15 protein-coding genes and 1 pseudogene are annotated in these 17468 nt (G+C 66.5%); 8 read left to right on the forward strand and 8 right to left on the reverse strand.

Annotated elements, in window-relative coordinates; genetic code table 11:
* Positions 1–28: 28 nt before the first annotated feature.
* Together QW861_RS17555 and QW861_RS17560 are read right to left on the reverse strand one after the other, a co-directional pair.
* Positions 29–1423 carry a DUF5691 domain-containing protein gene (locus QW861_RS17555; RefSeq protein WP_316172741.1) on the reverse strand — a complete coding sequence of 465 codons (1395 nt, stop codon included), beginning with the start codon at positions 1421–1423 and terminating at the stop codon, positions 29–31.
* A 2-nt stretch (positions 1424–1425) separates the two neighbouring features.
* Positions 1426–2856 carry an SWIM zinc finger family protein gene (locus QW861_RS17560; RefSeq protein ID WP_316193323.1) on the reverse strand — a complete coding sequence of 477 codons (1431 nt, stop codon included), beginning with the start codon at positions 2854–2856 and terminating at the stop codon, positions 1426–1428.
* A gap of 894 nt (positions 2857–3750) precedes the next feature.
* On the opposite strand from QW861_RS17560, the gene QW861_RS17565 reads away from it, so the two are divergent.
* Complete coding sequence (locus tag QW861_RS17565; RefSeq protein WP_315715405.1) at positions 3751–4074, forward strand: hypothetical protein; 324 nt, start codon at positions 3751–3753, stop codon at positions 4072–4074.
* 102 nt (positions 4075–4176) lie between these two features.
* Here QW861_RS17565 and QW861_RS17570 read toward each other — a convergent pair whose 3' ends face one another.
* Complete coding sequence (locus tag QW861_RS17570; RefSeq protein WP_315715406.1) at positions 4177–5733, reverse strand: glycosyltransferase family 39 protein; 1557 nt, start codon at positions 5731–5733, stop codon at positions 4177–4179.
* Between the two features lie 413 nt (positions 5734–6146).
* Here QW861_RS17570 and QW861_RS17575 point away from each other — a divergent pair, with 413 nt between their 5' ends.
* Both QW861_RS17575 and QW861_RS17580 read left to right on the forward strand, forming a co-directional pair.
* Positions 6147–6818, forward strand: coding sequence for a response regulator transcription factor (locus QW861_RS17575; protein WP_315715407.1), 672 nt, complete (start codon positions 6147–6149; stop codon positions 6816–6818).
* Positions 6815–8263: a HAMP domain-containing sensor histidine kinase gene (locus QW861_RS17580; RefSeq protein ID WP_315715408.1), complete on the forward strand. Its 1449-nt coding sequence runs from the start codon at positions 6815–6817 to the stop codon at positions 8261–8263. The genes QW861_RS17575 and QW861_RS17580 overlap by 4 nt, the downstream gene beginning before the upstream one ends.
* Positions 8264–8294: 31 nt before the next feature.
* Here QW861_RS17580 and QW861_RS17585 read toward each other — a convergent pair whose 3' ends face one another.
* Complete coding sequence (locus QW861_RS17585; protein ID WP_315715409.1) at positions 8295–9458, reverse strand: hypothetical protein; 1164 nt, start codon at positions 9456–9458, stop codon at positions 8295–8297.
* A 289-nt stretch (positions 9459–9747) separates the two neighbouring features.
* Positions 9748–10698 (reverse strand): aldo/keto reductase, encoded by a 951-nt coding sequence (locus tag QW861_RS17590; protein ID WP_315715410.1) that lies wholly within the window; start codon positions 10696–10698, stop codon positions 9748–9750.
* Positions 10699–10950: 252 nt separating this feature from the next.
* Between QW861_RS17590 and QW861_RS17595 the strand changes: the two genes are divergently transcribed.
* Complete coding sequence (locus QW861_RS17595) at positions 10951–12189, forward strand: NF038122 family metalloprotease (protein WP_315715411.1); 1239 nt, start codon at positions 10951–10953, stop codon at positions 12187–12189.
* 216 nt (positions 12190–12405) lie between these two features.
* On the opposite strand, the gene QW861_RS17600 is transcribed toward QW861_RS17595, so the two are convergent.
* Complete coding sequence (locus QW861_RS17600; RefSeq protein WP_316193324.1) at positions 12406–12582, reverse strand: hypothetical protein; 177 nt, start codon at positions 12580–12582, stop codon at positions 12406–12408.
* Between the two features lie 365 nt (positions 12583–12947).
* On the opposite strand from QW861_RS17600, the gene QW861_RS17605 reads away from it, so the two are divergent.
* Positions 12948–13388: a hypothetical protein gene (locus QW861_RS17605; protein WP_316186635.1), complete on the forward strand. Its 441-nt coding sequence runs from the start codon at positions 12948–12950 to the stop codon at positions 13386–13388.
* A gap of 246 nt (positions 13389–13634) precedes the next feature.
* Here the strand turns inward: QW861_RS17605 and QW861_RS17615 are convergent, their stop codons facing one another.
* Complete coding sequence (locus QW861_RS17615) at positions 13635–13850, reverse strand: hypothetical protein (RefSeq protein WP_316193325.1); 216 nt, start codon at positions 13848–13850, stop codon at positions 13635–13637.
* A gap of 38 nt (positions 13851–13888) precedes the next feature.
* Positions 13889–15076: a TCR/Tet family MFS transporter gene (locus QW861_RS17620; protein ID WP_316193326.1), complete on the reverse strand. Its 1188-nt coding sequence runs from the start codon at positions 15074–15076 to the stop codon at positions 13889–13891.
* Positions 15077–15403: 327 nt separating this feature from the next.
* Here QW861_RS17620 and QW861_RS17625 point away from each other — a divergent pair.
* From QW861_RS17625 to QW861_RS17635, 3 genes and pseudogenes are all read left to right on the forward strand, one after another.
* A pseudogene (locus tag QW861_RS17625) lies at positions 15404–15707 on the forward strand (HigA family addiction module antitoxin).
* 349 nt (positions 15708–16056) lie between these two features.
* Complete coding sequence (locus QW861_RS17630; RefSeq protein ID WP_316172731.1) at positions 16057–16332, forward strand: hypothetical protein; 276 nt, start codon at positions 16057–16059, stop codon at positions 16330–16332.
* 14 nt (positions 16333–16346) lie between these two features.
* The gene (locus QW861_RS17635; RefSeq protein ID WP_316172730.1) at positions 16347–16736 is read left to right on the forward strand and encodes a hypothetical protein; all 390 of its coding nucleotides are present in this window, start codon (positions 16347–16349) and stop codon (positions 16734–16736) included.
* The last annotated feature ends 732 nt before the right edge of the window (positions 16737–17468 follow it).

Here is a 17468-nt window from a genome sequence, read left to right on the forward strand (position 1 = left end):
GGCGTGCTCCGGACTGTTTGATGGTGCGTTACGTCGGCAACGCGAGAACGAGGTCGGCGAAATCCTTGGCCGCGCGCGCGGTCGCGGGGGGCAGCGGGGTGAGCGTGGCGACGAAGGCGGGCATCGTCGCGCGCGGCATCAGCGCAGCCATGAGCACCAGCCGGCCGTCGTCCTTCTGCGCCGCCGGCGTCGTCGCGTCGGCGAGGTCCTGAATCGCCTTCTGCCAGGCCGGCGATGCGAGCACGCGTTCGGCGACCTGCGGCGCGAGCGGCTGGCGGGCCTTCGCCGCCAAGGACATCAGCGCATATCCGTGCAGTGCGTCACCGCCGCAGAGGCGCGCGCCGATGATGCGCAGCACGGTGTCGTCATCGCCCTCGGCCGCGGCGGCATCCATCAGCAGCGTGAGCACGCGGTGCTCGGACGGCGGCAGTGAAGCGATCAGCGCCTCGGGCGGCGCGCCGACCGCCGTGGCGAGCGCGGTGAGCCGCAGCCCGCCGAACAGCCGCTCGCGCAACGCCTCGGCCTCCTGCCATTTCAGGCCGTCGGCCGGCAGCTTGAAGGTCACTGTCGACGCCGCGCAGAGGCCGATCTTGGCCAGCAACGAACCCGCGCGCTGGAAGCACCGCGCGGCCTCGGTCAGCCGGGCGCCGTGCTCGGTGCGTTCGGCGATCCGGGTCAGGAGCTGTGCGGCGAGCTGCTTGACGCTGTCGGCGCGATCGGCGCTCAGGCTTTCCAGAAACGGCTGGTCATCGGAGCCGAGGCCGACCATCAGTGCATCGAGCAGCGCAGCGCGGACCGGCGCGGGCTCGCTCTTCCAGACCGATTCGATCAGCGCGCGGCCGTCGGCGGGATTGTTGCGGCGCTGCTCCGCCACGAAGGCGCGGCGCTGCGTCTTCGGGAAGGTGGTCCAGTTCTCCATGGTGATGCGTTTGAAGAACAGGCCCTTGGTGGCATCGTCATCGGCGTCGGAGGCGATCAGCGCCAGATAAGCGCGCTCGGCGAGGCCCCGGTCCTCGGCATTGGCCTTGATGTGCGGCACGAAATCCGGCAGATCGAACGGATGCAGCCGGCAGCCGGCGGCCTGGATACGGCGCAGCGCGAGCGGCAAGGCGCTCGACGCCAGCGACTTCTCGACGCTGCGCGCCAATGCCTTGAGCGCGCGCCGCGCCGCCTCGGGCAGGATGGGCCGCGCGTCCTGGTGCAGCCGCAGGGCGGCATCCGGGACGGGATCGGCGACAGGCGCCGTCCCGCCGGCGAAGCGCTGCCATTGCGCGGCCAGTGCAAGGAGTGGCAGCGCAGGCTCGCGTCCGTGTGGCAACAGTTCGGCCAGCGCCGGCGGCGTCGTCAAGGGCTGCCGCGCCAGGCCAAGCAGGAAGGATTGGCGCAGGCGGGCATGGCTCTGGGGATCGATCGCGCTCGCCATCGTCAGCCCTCGTGATGCCAGCGGCCGAGCGCCGTTTCGGCGGCCAGCACCTGCGCAATGCGGCCGTCCCACAGACACAGCAGCGACAGGTCGTCGAGGCCGAGCAGCGGCGTCAGTTGGTCGAACTGGCCGCGCTCCACCGCGATCGCAGCTCCGGCCTCGTCGGCGATGACGAGCGCACCCTTTCCCGCGGTGTGAAGCGTGACGCCCGCGAGCAGCAGCGGCCAGCGATCGAGCCACGGCAGCGCGGCGAGCCGCGCCGTGTAGTCCTGCAGCGCTGGGGCGAGCCCCGGCAATGGCCGCGGCCAGGTCGCGGTCGCCGCCGTCTTGCGGCTCGCCAGCAGCCCGCGCAACGGCGCGGCCGACGGATAGAACACGACCTCGCCGTCGATGATCTCCCCCGGCGCGAACGGAAATCCGGCGCCGCCGCCGGACACCGGCACGAAATCGATCAGCACCGCGGCGCGTGGCTGGCCGGGGTCATCGCCCGTGTTGACGAGCCACGTCTCCAGCCTGCGCAGCTTGTCCGGCTGCACTTCGGACAGGTTGGCGGCAACGATCCACACGCTGCTCGCGCGCGGGGCCGTGGCGTCCGCCAGCAGCTCCTCGCGGCGCAGCGACCAGCCGACCGCGCGTCGGACATCCTCGCGCAGCGGTGCCGGCAGCCGGTCCTGATGCCGGTAGGCCGAGGCGATCAGGGACATGATGCCGAGCTGCTCGATGGCGAGATCGGCGCGGCGATCCTCTCCGACGCGAAACAGTTCGGATGAGAGCTGGTCGAGCCGCGCAGCGAGGCCGCCGGCCTTGGCGTCGACCAGTCGCGTCGACAGCGTGCGCGCGGCGGACGCGGCGCGGGCGGCGAAATCGGCAAGCCCCTGGTTGAGCTGATCCGCGATCCAGCGCTCCAGCTCGTCGAGTCCGGCGAGGATCGCCGCCTCGCGCTCGGCCCTGATCCGCTCGCGCTGCGCCTCGGCGCGCGCGGCAGCCTTTGGGTCGGCGGGAGCAATCGTCGCGGCCTCTGCCAGGGCAGCATCGAGCGACGGTGGCGCGCCCGCATCGTCGCCCTCCGGCTTGGGCTTGCCCGGTGCGCGGCCGCTCGCGCCGCGCCGCCGCGCGCTCCAATCCTCGACCCATTGCGGCGGGCTGGTGGTCTCGAACCGCTCGGGCTTGTCGACCCGCTGCCACAGCACCGCCAGCACGTGCTTGCAGGGAAACTTGCGGCTCGGGCAGGTGCATTTGTAGCCGCTGCCGTCGGCCGCGGCGACCACGCGATACGGCGTCGCGCCGGAGCCCTGGCATTCGCCCCACAGCACCTCGGCATCGCTGCTCGCGGCCAGCATTGGCCAGTTGGCAGGCTTCACGAGCTTCAGCGCTGCGGCGAGCGAGGCCTGATCAGGCGCGAGCCCTTCGATTCGTTCGCGTGTCAGAGACACCCACTCTCCCAACCGGCTGATCGCGCGATGCCGCACTCCCTAGCAGATGGCGGCGGAGCCGCACAACAATTCCAGCGCGATGCCTGCTGATTTCGCTTCGCGTCGCACGGGAAAGAAACTGAGCGATCTGCGCAACGCTCGTCGCGTCACGCGCACGCCGGCGGAACTGCGGAGTTTCCTGGGCGGGCATGAGGCGGGCGCGATATCTCCGACGCCGCGGTGAGCTCGCGCACCGGACGCTCTGAAATCGCCGCCGCTCATACGGAACTACATCGCCGTTTCGCCGTCGGAACGGCTCGTCCGTGAAGCACATCAGCGCGCTGTCGGGCCCGTTGTCTTCCATCACATCGGGCCCCGCTGCTCGCGCGCGCTGTGTTCAGCACGGAGGCCATCAGCATGGCCGCCCTTGGAATTTTTCCCGGCCATGCACTGGTGAGATGCCCGGATCATCCGCGTCGTACTGTAATCCTGCGGTAAGGCCGTGACGCTAGCTTCAACGCGTCCTTGATCGAGGTCACATCGGTTTGCCATCGACAGCGTGTCATGATGAGCATTGCTCGCCGTCTCTCGATGTGGCGTTCGATCGGAAGGACATTGGAGCGCCGCCGCAGACCCGAAAGCCCGGCCTGATCAGGTCGGCTCCGTCCCACCTGCGGCACCTTCCATCATGATCTGGCGCCGCATGGCTTCGAACGTCGTCGGAGTCCAGTGAGCAGGCCGTTCGGTTTGTGTCCCAGCCCCACACGTCCGAACGGCCTGCCATGATGGAGCTCGCGGCGGTGCTCGCGCTCACATGCTCGTTGTGCATCTGCCATCCGCCGTCTGTAATGATGCGGTAAGCCGCAGACACGAGTCTCCCGCAGCGACGGCCGAGCCGATCGCAAGGAGAACCCAATGAAACGAATTTGCGCGCTCATGATCATGGCCTCGACCATCGCAGGCACGATCGCCACGCCGGCCAACGCTGGCGGGAATCGCGGAGCGGCGGTCGCCGCCGGCGTCGTCGGAGGTCTGGCGATCGGAGCCCTGATCGGTTCGGCGGCAACCGCCCGTTCCGCGCCCACCTATGTCTACAGCTACGACGACTATCCGCCGCCGCGGGTCGTCTATCGTCGTCACCGCGTCTATGAGTACGACGCGGAATACGGCAACTATGGCGACGGCTATTTGTCCGGCTACCGGGACGGCTATTCCGACGGATCCTGGGACAACGACTGAGACCGCCGCCCGAGCGCAAGGTCCCGCCGACGCGGGACCTCGTCCTTGATCCGAATGTTCGGATCCGCTGACGAGGCTGCCGCGTGCGGCGTTGCCTCAACCCTATGGTTCCTTCCGCCGTGTCACCAGGAATGCCACCACCGTTCGTGTGCATCCTGTCCAGCCGAGCAGCCGCGCCTGCACCGCGAACTCGCGCTTGACGTAGGTGCCGGATCGGGCGGCCACCGCTTCCGCGGCGCCGATGCAATCCGCCTGGTCACGGAAGCACAACGAAATCCAGCCTTCGCTGCCAGAGTCCGCACCGGTCTCGTGGATCGAGACGGGCAGACCGTAAGCGGGATGATCAGCGCTGTAGAAGGCGGTTGCGAGCGCGAGACTCTCGGTGCCGCCGACATGCTCGAGCGGCTTCCCCGTCAACTCCCGCCATTGGCGCGTCGCTTCCCGCGCGGTCTGCTGGTAGAAGGTGCGACCTTCCTCATAGCCGTGCCTGTTGCGGTAGAAGGCGTGGAGCGGCGCCGCGACGATCGCAGCCAGGACGGCGATCCCGACCGTCAGCACCGCGATGTTGACGGTGTGGAAGCGCGCGATCGGATAGCTTGCGCCGCAGACGATCACCACGACGAACAGGAACAGCCCCTGCAGCGCCCATAGCGACGGCAGGTCGGTGCCCATGATCAGCGCGTTGATGACGGGCAGGCCGACCGTGCCGATGGCGATATAGGACAACAGCCGGAGGCCGCCGTTCAGCGCGGCCATCTCCGTGGTGAAAGACCTGATCCTGGCGCCGGCGACGATCAGCCAGGTGGCAGCCGGAACGGCCATCGCGGCCGCGAGCCCCAGCACGAAGAACAGGGCATCCCGCGACGATGTCGCCAGGGTGGAGCGCGCGTGCATCAGCGCGTGCTGGATGGGCGCCGCGTCATGTCCGACGAGCCAGTCGAGATGCATCGACAGCGCGGCGAGGCCTGCGGCCGTGGAGATCCATGGCGACGCCGAGGTGAAATAGGCGCGTCGCTGCGGATGCGCCATGGCGGCGAATGCGAAGCTCACCACCAGAAAGATCGAGTAGTACTTGCCGAGCAGCGCGAGCGCGGCCGTCAGGCCGGCGGCGGCCGCCCAGGGCAGCGTTCGCGTTTCGAACGCGCGCAGGAAGCAGTAGGTGGCGAGCGGCCACGTCGCCAATTGCACCGAGTTCGCGTTGAAGCGCTGGGCGTGAAACTGATAGGCTGGCGTCAGCATCAGCAGCAGCAGCACGATCACCCGCTTGTCCCCGACGACGAAGCGGCGCGAAATCAGGTCGACGAACCACAGCGCCAGCGCCGCATTGGTCATCGCCATCAGGTGGAACGACCAGTCGGAAAGAGGGAAGACGGCGGTCCAGGCACCGGCGATCCAGCCCATCAGCGGCGGATGCTTGTCGTAGCCCCAGGCGAACTGCCGTCCGAATGTCCAGGTCTCGATCACGTCGGGATGCAGGCCGGCGCCGGCGTAGGCGATCGAGAGATAGGCCGTCCACACGGCCACGAAGCACACCAGCAGCAGCGGCACGGCCCAGCCGGCCTCGATGCCGTCGAGCCAACGCAGGAACGGACGGCGCCAGGCCGCCGGATGACAGTCCGACCGTTCGGCGACGGTCGAGAACGCAAAGCCATGGAACATGTCGATGTTGATCAATGATGAGGCGACGGATGTGACGCGCGATCGGCAGCCGCGGCCGACAAGAATGGCTGATCGCCCGGTGTGTCCGGTCGATCATGCGGCAGGCTTCATGCGGGCGAATCCTCGGCGCGTATTTGAATGCCAGTCTAGGCCGAGACGATTACGAAAGGCTGACGTCGAAAATCGGATCAACGCGGCATGGCACGTCATACCACTGCAATCGCGCCGGCCGAGAAGTCGTTCCGCTTGCAACTGAGATATCGCGATGGAGGCTCGATCAGCCCTGGCAGAACGGCTCGACTTCGATTAGGCGCTGAAGAAAACAACGGTACCACAATGCCTCCGACGTAATCCTATTGTAATCCGTCTGTAATGATAGGAACAGCCGATTGTCGATGTTGCGGGAGGATGGCGTGCGCGTTCTGGTCGTTGAGGACGATCCCCAGCTCGGGCTCTGGCTGCGGGATGCACTCGCGACGGCGTTCGGCTCGTCGGACATCGTCACGACGCTCGACGAGGCGCGGGCGGCGATCGCGGTGCGCAATTTCGAGCTCGTGGTGATTGACCGCGGACTACCGGACGGCGACGGGCTGGCGTTATTGCCGGACCTGCGGCAGCAGAAGCCGAGCCCCGCGACCGTGGTGCTGACGGCGCTCGACGACCCCGCCGACATCGCGCGTGCGCTCGACGAGGGCGCGGACGACTACGTCGCCAAGCCGTTCGAGCCGATCGAGCTGGTGGCACGGGCGAGGGCGGTGCTGCGCCGGCTGTTTCTCGACCGCGGCGCGATGGTCTCGATCGCCAATCTGGGCTTCGACATCGTCAATCGCGCGGTCTGCGTCGACCAGGCGCCGATCGTGGTGCCCAGGCGCGAACTGGCGATCCTCGAGGCGCTGGTTCGCCGCAGCGGGCGGGTGGTGCTGCGCGAGACCTTGGAGACCGCTGCCTACGGCTTCGAGGACGAGATCCAGTCGAACGCAATCGAGGCCCATGTGTCGCGGCTGCGCCGCCGCCTGCGCGAAGCCAATTGCAGGGCGACGATCAGGCCGGTGCGCGGCCTCGGCTATCTCCTGAGCGGCGAGTGACGCAGGTGAGGTGGCAGAAGCTCAGCCGTATCCGCCGCTCCATCACGCTGCTCTCCGCGACGCTGATTGCGGTCGTCACCACCATCATGCTGATCTGCGCCGCTGCCTTGCTGATCCGCTTCGGCGGCGACGATGACGGCACGTGGGGCGCGGCCGACGTTGCCGATGCGCTGAAGGAGGCCGTGGCTCGCGATGCTGGCGGCCAATTGCTCGTGAAGCAGACGCCCCGGCTCGACACGATCATGCAGGACTTCCCGACGTTCTGGTACGTCGTCTCCGACAAGAGCGGCGAGGTGAGCTACGGGCCGATTCCGAAATGGCGACCGCACAAGGGTCCGTCGTCGCAGAACGGCACCAGCTTCCTGGCCTATGCGATCGACGGCGAGACCCGGCGCCTGAAACGGATGATGGCGGTCCGCAATACGCCGGTCGGCGAGGTCTTGATCGAGACCGGCGGCGTCGCCTACACGTCGACGCAGCTGATGACGGGCACCTTGACCGACGCGACCATCGTCGCGCTTCCGATCATCCTGGTCCTGGTCGCGACCGTGCTGGCGGCGCTGTTGTTCGTGCCGACGCTGATCGCCCGCCCGGTGCGTGCGGTCGCACGCGCGGCCGAGATGATCGACGGCGTGCCCGACGGCCGAAGGCTGCCCGAGCGGGACGCGCCGGCCGAATTGCTGCCGCTGGTCACCGCCTTCAACCGCGCCTTGTCGCGCATCGACCACGCCGCCGAGGCGCAGCGCAACTTCCTGTCCAATGCCGCCCACGAGCTGCGGACCCCGCTGACCAACGCCCGCACCATGCTGGAGGCGGTGCCGGATGCCGGCCTGCGCGCCAAACTGGTCGGCGAGAACCAGAAGCTGTCGTCGATCGTCACCATGCTGCTGCAACTGGCGCGGATTTCGCTGGAGCCGGACGAGCTGGGCGAGATCGACCTGGTCGCGTTGGCGCGGCGCGTCACCGCCGAGCACGTGCCGATGGCGCTGCAGGCCGGGCTCGAGATCGGCTTCGCCGGCTGCGATGCGCCGGTCCGGATCCGCGGCTCGGAGCCGGCGATCGCGGTCGCGCTCTCCAACCTGATCAGGAATGCGGTCGCGCATGCCGGCGCGGGCGGTCCGATCCTCGTCGAGGTCGACGCCGCGGCGCGCCTGCGCGTGATCGATTCGGGGCCCGGCCTGCAATCCGATCAGCCCGAACGCCTGCTGCGGCCGTTCGAGCGCGGCCACACCCGCGGCGAAGGCATGGGGCTCGGGCTTTCGATCGTCTCGCAGGTCATGGCGACGCATCAGGGCGGCGTCGCGCTGCGCGAGACGCCGGGCGGCGGCACCACGGTCGAGCTCAGCTTCGCGCGCGCCGCGCCTTCGCAAGGCGGCGCTGCGGATGCGACATTGCCGGCCGTCCGGCGCACGGCCGATCAGGCGGGATTGCCGCCGCGCTCCTGATGCCGGGACGTCGCTTCCGGCGGTTCGGCGCTCAGCGCGGCTCCCTGCTCCGCTGCCACTTCAGGAAGTCGCTGTAGAGTCGCGCGGCCTCGTCCGGCGACATCCTCGCCTGCGCCTTGCGCTCGTCGAGAAACTTGCGGAATTCGGCCGGGTTGGCATCCTGGCCCGGCGACTGCATCGCGCGGGCGCCATCGAGCCATTCCTGCGCCGCCTTGAAGCGGACCAGGCCCTGCACCGGCGCCGACAGCACGGTGTCGCGCCATTTCGGATGCCGCGGCGGCGATTGCAGCACCTGGATCTTGCCGAACAGCGCGTCGACGAACCGCGCCGTGCGGCGATAGCGCTCGCTGTTCTCCGGCCAGTTGTAGACCATCAGCACGGTCGAGGCGGCGACGGTCTCGACCTTGGTGCCCGGCGGCACCAGGTTCGGATATTCCTCGGACGAGAATGACGACGGCAGATAGATGTCCTGCAGCGCGTGGTCATAGGGGATCGTCAAGAGATGCAGCCGGCCGCCCTCGTTCTTGATGCCCTTGATGATCGGCGCGTCCTTCGACACCGATGCGATCCAGGCGTCGCCCTGGCCGTCGATCAGCTTTTGCAGCCCGCCGGTCGGATCGGTCTGGGAGTCGATGTCGGCGCGAATGCCGAGCCGGCGGAAGATCGTGCGCGCTGCCGGCAGGCCGATCGAGCGCTCGGCGAACACCCGCCGTCCATTGAGATCCTCCAGCGAGCGGATCTCGCGCCGCGCGACGATGTGGACGTCGTTGTGGAAGAGCTGCGCGATGTAGCGCACGCGCTGGGCAATGTCTGGAATGTTGTATTCCGTCTTCACGAATTCCAGCGCGTCGGTGGTGACGAAGCCCATGTCGATGTTCTTCAACATGATGATGTCGATGAGGTTCTGCGCCGAGCCCCTGCCGAGGATCGGCAGCACGCGCAGGCTCTCGCCCTCGTCGAGCACCGCGGCCATGTCGGAGCCCATGACCGACATCGGCCCGCCGATCGGCGCGGTGATCACGGTGACGGTGCCGGAGTTCAGCGCCTCGCGGTCCGGCAGCGTACCGACGGCGCCGCCGGTGGGCGGGCGCTGCGGCAATTGCTGCGCTCGGGCGCTGCCAGACAGCGCCACGAGGGATGACAGACCACATGCAAATACGAATGCGCCAACAGTTACGCGCGCGACACGATTCACCGAACGCTTCCTCGATACATTCTAAATTGACAGTGGACTTAGCAGTTCGATCCCGGCCGAAGTTTGGCCGTGAGGTGGCGATCCGCGAGATGCTGCAAAGTCGCCCGGCCCGCTTCACCGCTGTGCTGAAAATGCGGTGCAGGAGCGTGATCGGGTGTTGCGATCGAGGACCGGCACTGAGCGCGCCGAGTCCTCCATCACAGGCCCTGTTCGGTGGAGAACGACCGTCCTGCGTGCGTGTCGAAACGTCGCACGCCTGGCGCTGAATGGTGGCGTCGCGCGCCGGCGCTCACGCGCTCGCCGCGTCGAGCCGCGCGACCTGGTCCGCGGTCAGCGCGAGCTCCGTCGCCGCCACCAGCGTGTCGACGTGCTCGGGCCTGGTGGCGCTGGCGATCGGCGCCGTCACCGAGGGCTTGGCCAGCAGCCACGCCAGCGCGATCGAGGCCTGCTGCGCTCCGGTCTCCCTTGCGACCGCGTCCAGCGCGGCGAGGATGCGCATGCCGCGCTCGTTCATGTATTTCGGGATGCCGCGCTGTCCGCGCGGGCTCTTGCCGAAATCGGCCTCCGAGCGATACTTGCCGGTGAGGAAGCCGGCGGCCAGCGAGAAGAAGGTGATGACGCCGACGCCGTAGTTCTCGCAGACGCGTTGCAGCGCGCCTTCGTAGGATGCGCGCTCGGCGAGGCTGTATTCCGGCTGCAGGCTCTCATAGCGCGGCAAGCCGCTCTTCGCCGACAGCTCGAGCGCGGCCTGCAGCCGCTCCGCCGAGAAGTTCGAGGCGCCGATGACCCGCACCTTGCCGGCCTTGATCAGCCTGTCATAGGCCGCCAGCGTCTCCTCCTGCGGCGTCGTCTCGTCGTCCTTGTGCGACTGATAGAGATCGATCACGTCGGTCTGCAGCCGGCGCAGGCTGTCCTCCACCGCGCGCGCGATGTAGTCGGCCTTCAGCCCGACCTTGCCGTCGCCCATGTCCATGCCGACCTTGGTGGCGAGGATGACACGATCGCGATTGCCGCGCAGCTTCATCCATTTGCCGATGATGGTCTCGGACTCGCCGCCGCTGTGGCCGGGCACCCAGCGCGAATAGACGTCCGCCGTGTCGAGGAAGTTGATCCCGGACTCCAGCACCTTGTCGAGCAGGCGGAACGAGGCCGCCTCGTCCACCGTCCAGCCGAACACGTTGCAGCCGAAGCAAAGGGGCGGAACGTTGAGGCCGGAACGGCCGAGCGGGCGCATCTTCATGGGAGGCTCTCGATCTGAATGATGTTGGCTGCATCCGTCGCGGACGCCTGCCGCAGATTGCCGTCATTCGTCGCGCGAGACCAGCGCGGCAGGAGCATGGCGGGCCCGCCCGGCCGCATCCAAACCGTGGCACGGCTGCCCCGAAGTGGGTCCGGCAGCGTCAGACTTTTCACTCACTTGCCGATGATGGTCGCAGCCTGCGAACGCCTCGCAGCTGGAGACGCGGGGGGCCATGATCAAGGAGTCCGTCTGATGAACACGCTGACCCATGACCAGCTCGGGCTGAGCTCAGATGGTCTCATGATGCCCGATCCGGCCGCGGCGGCGAAGAACACGACGACCAATATGGCTGCGGCTGCCTCGCCTGTCGTGCTGCCGCCCGGCGCGGTGTCGGATCCGGTGGTACACGCCGACGGCTCCGAGACCGTCTCGGTTCACACCGGCGGGCTCACCTTCAACCTCACCTTCGATGCCGCCGCCGCGGCCGCGCCCGAAAGCTTCCGCGCCGGCGTCGAGCAGGCGGCGGCGATCCTGTCCTCGGCGATCACCGATCAGGCCACGGTCAACCTCGCGATCGATTTCGCCGGCACCGGCGGCGGGGCCGGCGCCAATGTCTCCAATGGCGTGCTCACCAGCTACGCGCAGCTCCGAACCGATCTGCAGGACCACGCGGCGGCCGGCGACACGGTGTTCGACAACCTGCCGACGGGGCGGGCAGTGCAGGGCCATTCCCAGGTGTTCGTCGCCAACGCCCAGGCCAAGGTGCTCGGGCTCATCGATCCAAACAGCACGACGACTGAGGACGGCTTCGCCGTCTTCAACACCGACATCCCGACGCAGTCGCTGGTCGGCGTCGCGCTGCACGAACTGTCGCATGCGCTGGGACGGGTGCCGTCGCCGGGCAATCTCGACATCTTCGACCTGTTCGACTTCACCAAGCCGGGGCAGCATCTGATCAACAACAGCATCAGCTCGGCGCCTCCCGCGTATTTCTCGCTCGACGGCGGGCTCACCAAGATCGCCGATTACGGCCAGATGTCGGACCCGGCCGACTTCCTCAACACCGGCATCCAGGGCGCCCGCGATCCCTTGAACGAATTCTACAATCCGACCACGTCGCAGACGCTGTCGCCGATCGATCTCGTGGTGCTGGAGACGCTCGGCTACAATATCTCGACTCCCGACACGCAGGCCCTGCTCGCCCAGATCCCGCACGCCGCCGGGGTCGCCGCACCGGTGCAGACGCCGCAGCAGGCCGTCGCGATCGCCTCCGCGGTGGCCGCCGAGACGGCCGCCAGCCTCACCAAGCTGGGTGATGCCGCCGGCGCCGCGCAGGTGCTGGCGAATGCCCAGGCCGACGCTGCTGCGCTGAATGGCGCCGATGCCGGCGCGAACCATGACCAAGCAACGGCCCATGCGTCCTATTCCGCCGAGCCGCACCACGATCCGATGATGCTCGCGATGCATCTGCACGCGATCAGCGCGAACTGAGGCGGTCGCTACCAGCAGAGGATCGATTGGGCGCGAGAAGGCCATCGCGTAGTCGATCTAAGTCATGCCCGCCATTTCATCGTCGTCATGGCCGGGCTTGCCCCGGCCATCTCCGTCGCACTCGCCTGAACTGAAAGGCGTGATGTAGCCAAGCGATCGGGCGGATCGGAGGTGCGGTCCGCTCACGATCGATCGCCATGTGTCCGACGCGACAGGTCAGGATCGCTCGCGGTCGCGTTGTCGGTCGAGTTGACGCAAATAGCTCAAGCCGCAGACGGTCAGCCGGCCGGGATCATGCACGCCCTGATCGGTCATCCCGCGCATGTGCCGCGCCAGCGCGCGCCGCGTCCCCTGGTCCAGATCGTGTCTGGTCATGCGGCGATAGATCTGCATCGCTCGCGAGAGCGGCTTGGCAAGTTCGATCCGAGGCATCGAAGTCAACGGAAGCTGGCGGCGATCGTTCCGAATGCCGGCCCATCATCGGAGCCAACTGGTGCGCCGCTGATTTTCGCCCACGCGCAAACGATGCGGATGGTCCTCGCGTTCGGCTCCTACCGATAGACGACGATCGCTGCAGGCGGGTTGACCTCAACCTCGGTCTTCGACCGCCATGTCAAGACATCTCCGGGGCAAAAGCACCAAGTCTCGACGCGTCGCATATTGCACGGTTCACGGGAACTCGCGTATCTTTCAGGTAGCGCGAATACGACGGTGATTACTCGGGGGCGAGGCGATCGTTGGGCGCTGGGGGATCGTTCATGGAAATGAAGTTCGCTTTGCGTGCGGCGCTGACGGGGGCTGCCATTGCGCTGCTCGGTGGATGTGCGATGTCGCCGGAGGGCCTGAATTCGCGCGACGTTGCCGACAGCAAAAGCTTTTCCGAAAGTTACGAGGAGATCTACCGCCGCTTGAGCGAGACCGGCAAGCGCTGTTATCCGCCCGTGCGGGTCTTTGGCAATCCGGGCAACCCGGGCGGGGGACAGATCGAATCTGAAGGCGAGCTACACCGCGACCGCGGCTTTGCGGAGTTTCGCCTGGTCGCAGGCAGCTATGGGGTCCGGATGAACTACTTCGTCTCAGCGCGCATCGAAAAATCCGGCTCCGGATCGCGCGTGACCATCAAGGTCAGCAACCCGATGGGAGCGGGCCCCCTGAGCGACCGTATCTACCGCTGGGCCGGTGGGGACTCGAGCTGCTAGCTCCGAGCTTCAAGAGCTGCCGTAATGACCAAGAAGCTCGAGCCGATGCATCCCGGAGAGGTTCTGCGCGAGGAGTTCCTGGTTACGCTCGAGATGTGAGCGGGCGCTCTCGCCAAGATTCCGGGCGGCTTGAGGACCGGAGGCTTGGCGTGTCCGCGGGCAGGGGGATCTCAAGCTTCGTGCACTGTCACCGTGACCGCGGGGCGGCGAGCTGGCCGATCGCCCGCCGCGTCCCGGCACGGCAGATCAGGATTGGTCGGAGCCGCGTTGTCGGTCGAGCTTGCGCAGATAGCTGAGGCCGCACACGGTCAGCCGGCCGGGATCATGCACGCCTTGTTCGGCCAGTCCGCGGATATGCCGCGCCAGGGCGCGCCGCGCTCCCCGGTCCAGATCGTGTCTGGCCACGCGACGATAGATCTGCATCGCTCGAACGAGCGGCTTTGCGAGTTCGATCTCAGGCATCCGGGCCAACGGGCGGCGACGGCGATGGTTCCGACGCATCAGGGCGCAGACGCCGGCTTGGCCGGGCGCAGCGTGACGACGACGGGAATGGCGATCGCGTAGATGGCGACGACCGACAGCCAGATCGCCCCGGGCCATTCGTCCCTGACGGCGAAGTAGAGGCTCGAGAAGCCGAGCGGCGCAACGATCGAGGCGAGGCTGACCGTGGCGGCGAGCACGCCCTGGAACTGGCCCTGCAAATGTGCGTCCACCTGCCGGGTGGCGATCGACTGCAGGGCCGGCATGCCCATGCCGCCGAGCGCGAACAGCGGCATCGCGCCAAACACCATCCAGCTCTGGTTGGCGAACGCCATGGCGGTGAGGGCCGTGCAGACACAGGTCACTCCGGTCAGGATGGCGCCGCGCTCGGTCAGCAATCTCACGGCCGGACCGGGAAGGAATATTTGGGCCAGCATCTGGCACACCCCGAAGGTGCCGAGCGACAGGCCGATCCAAAGACCGCTCCAGTGGAAGGCGTCGCCGCCCCACAGCGCCCAGCAGACGCCATAGGCCTCGCCGGTCGCGCTGAACAGGAAGAAGAGGAGAACGACCGGCAGCAGGCTCTTGACGGCGAACACCCAGCGCAGTGGCCGCAGCGGGTTCAGAACTGCGATCTCGATCTTGCCAGGGTCCGGCGGTCGCGATTCCGGCAGCATCAGCAACGCCAGCAGGACGTTGCATCCGTTCAAGGTCGCCGCCACGACGAACGGCAGCCGCAGCCAATGGTCGCCGAGCGCGCCGCCGAGCACGGGCCCGATGATGAATCCCATGCCGAACATCGCATTGAGGAGGCCGAAGCGGCGGGCCCGCTCGTCCTCGCGCGAGACGTCGGTGATGTAGGCCGTGGCCACCGAGACGTTGGCGCTGGTGACGCCGGCGATGGCGCGGCCGAGCAGGAGCATCCAGAGATCGGGCGCAGCGGCCAGGAACAGGTAGTTGACGATGGCGCCGGCCAGCGAGACCAGCAGCAGCGGGCGCCGGCCGAGCCGATCGCTCAGCGAGCCCAGCACCGGGGCGCAGATGAACTGCATCGCGGCGTAGAGCGCCGTCATGACGCCGAGAAGGAACGCCACGTCGCCGGTGTGGGTCACGTCGTGCAGCAGCGCCGGCAGGATCGGAAAGATCAGCCCGATGCCGGCGGCATCGAGCACGATGGTGAGATAGATGACGGCAACAGCCCTGGTCATGGCGCGCTCCGGTCCACGCGAGCCGATGGCGCAAACACGCGCGACCGCTCGCTGGAGCCTGACGATCCGTCAGGCGATTGATGTGTGGGAGACGCTGGGCCGGTCCATGCCAGAAAGGCAGATGGACGGCTTGTACTCGGCCGCAGGCAACGACCGCTTTTCGCGACAGGCGCCGTCTACACGCCGAGATCGGGCGGCGCAAGCCGCCTTTTCCGAACGACGATCGGTGCATTCAATGCATAGTCGAGCGAAGGCCGGTCAGTGGGCGCCTCCGCCGGAGCAGGGACTGCCGGGAGCGATCTCAAGTCGCCGAGATCGGCCGCGGCGATGACCAAGAAGCTCAAGCCTCGCATCCTGGCGAGGTTCTGCGCGAGGAATTCCTTATTCCGATCGAAATGTCGGCCGGTGCTGTCGCCAAGGTCTGCGGCCTGCCGCGAACCCGCATCGAGCGGATCGCCAGCGAGCAGACCGGCATCACGGCCGACACCGCGCTCCCGCTCGCAAGGCGCTCGCTACGACGCCGGAGCTCTGGCTCAATCTGCAGACGGGTTATGATGTCTAGATCGCCAAGCGAAAGCTTGGCAGGGTTCTCGATCGCATCGAGACGGTGAATAAGCCGCAAGCGGTCTAGCTCGGGAGACGACATAGGCCTGTTGGCGACGGTGGTGCCTTTGCCGGCTCCTGCCCAGCGGGTCATGAGCCGGCAAGGCGTTTTGCCATATACAATGTCATCGCAGTTCCTTGAGACTAGCCGTCGCGGCCTGAACGGCGGCGAGCGGCAATCCGGCAACTGTGGGTCCGGCGTGTGTACATGATAGCTGAGGTAAGCTTGAGCAGTTGTCGTCGAGGGTCTGAGGACCGTGGCATGACGGCCTGCAATACAAGGTTCGCCTGTTACGGAATCTTGTGTGATTGTCGATGGGACCGGCGTCGCGCCGTGTTATGGTTCGGCGTAGCGCAAATCCGGCGAATGGGGGAAGATGGTGCTTGAACGCATCTCGAAACATTGGCCAATCTTCACCGCGATTGCGATCGCAATCGTATCGCTATTCAACATCGGCTATTTTATGCCAATTGGCATTCATTTCATCGGAATTGTGGACATCACCAACATTGCCTATTCTTTCGGTTTGGTGATTGTTCTGATTCTTCTTCTTGGGCCAACGATATTTGGAGTTATTCAGGAGTCCGGCCCCAGCGTGATGGCGCAACTAAGGAAAAGAGGGATCGGTGTAAGGTTTTTGCGGCTCTTTTAATCTTGAGTGCGCCATTGGGCATGATGGCCGGTCATATCTACGGCGTCACCTTGCCGTCGGCCATCGTGTGGGTGGCAGCTATTTCGATCTACATGGCCGCATTTAGCTATGATGATTTGGTCAGTGCTGGGTCGGTAAACTCAAGTGGCATCTTCTTTTCATCTTGGGCAGCGATGCTGTTTTTTGTTTTGATAGGTGCGTGGGTTTGCACTCTTCAAATGAAGAGTACTGAGGTCTTCGAAGTTGCGACAAAAGAGCGTGTATTTGCAAATGCCAAGATATTGCGCTCGTCATCGAGCGGCTTTCTTATCTATGTAAATGACAGAGTAGCATATATTCCATCGAGTGAGATCAAGAGTGTTGTAGCGTTGACCGGTCCACTAAAACAGTCTGCCCCTTTTTAGATGCCTTTGTTACAGGGACAGTATGCGAAAACTGTCTTGTTGGACTTAAAGCCTTGGCGCCGTCGCTGCCCGACAGGCATTTCCCGCATCCCCGCATGTGCAAACTGCCCGTCGAGCCAGTTTGTCGCACGCTTCCCGGCTTGCACCGTCGGGCAAATCAGAACGATGTTTCCGGGCATCCCGCTCGCGATGAAGAGGGGCGTTTCGGCCGATCGTCACGGAGCGTAGCAAGCGGGAAGCGGTGGACGTGTCGGGCTTGGGGCTCTGCATTTGCGGAGCCGGCGAGCAGGCCTGGTGCGTACGGTCAAGTCGCGTGGTCCTGGCCTCCCGATGCTGAGGTCAAGCCGGTTGATGATGCGGCGACGCGTCTCGCTGGTGATGGGGGCAAGACAGCCCGGTCCCCAGGGAGATTGCGAAGCAGCCGTTAAAACCAGCGCGCGGGGAAGGCCGGGTCGTCCGGCTGAACCGTGGTACCTGCCGCCTGCATTTTTTTTCTGCAGGCGGGCCACGGACCTCAGTCGAGGTCCGGTCTTCCCCGCGCCCTCTCGTTTCTCGAGGGCGATGTCGGCAGCATGACCCGGGCGCGAATGGCGCCGCGGGGCTGCGGTGGGCTGTTTGGAGAAATCGTGCAGTGGATGTGGTGCGTGGGCGCGGATACGTCGCGCTCGCGATGCTCATCACGCCTGTGAGGTGGAACGGCCATGCGACACACTCAGTGTCGTCCCGGCCTTG

It is taken from the genome of Bradyrhizobium sp. SZCCHNRI1029, from assembly GCF_032487555.1.
Classification (GTDB): domain Bacteria; phylum Pseudomonadota; class Alphaproteobacteria; order Rhizobiales; family Xanthobacteraceae; genus Bradyrhizobium.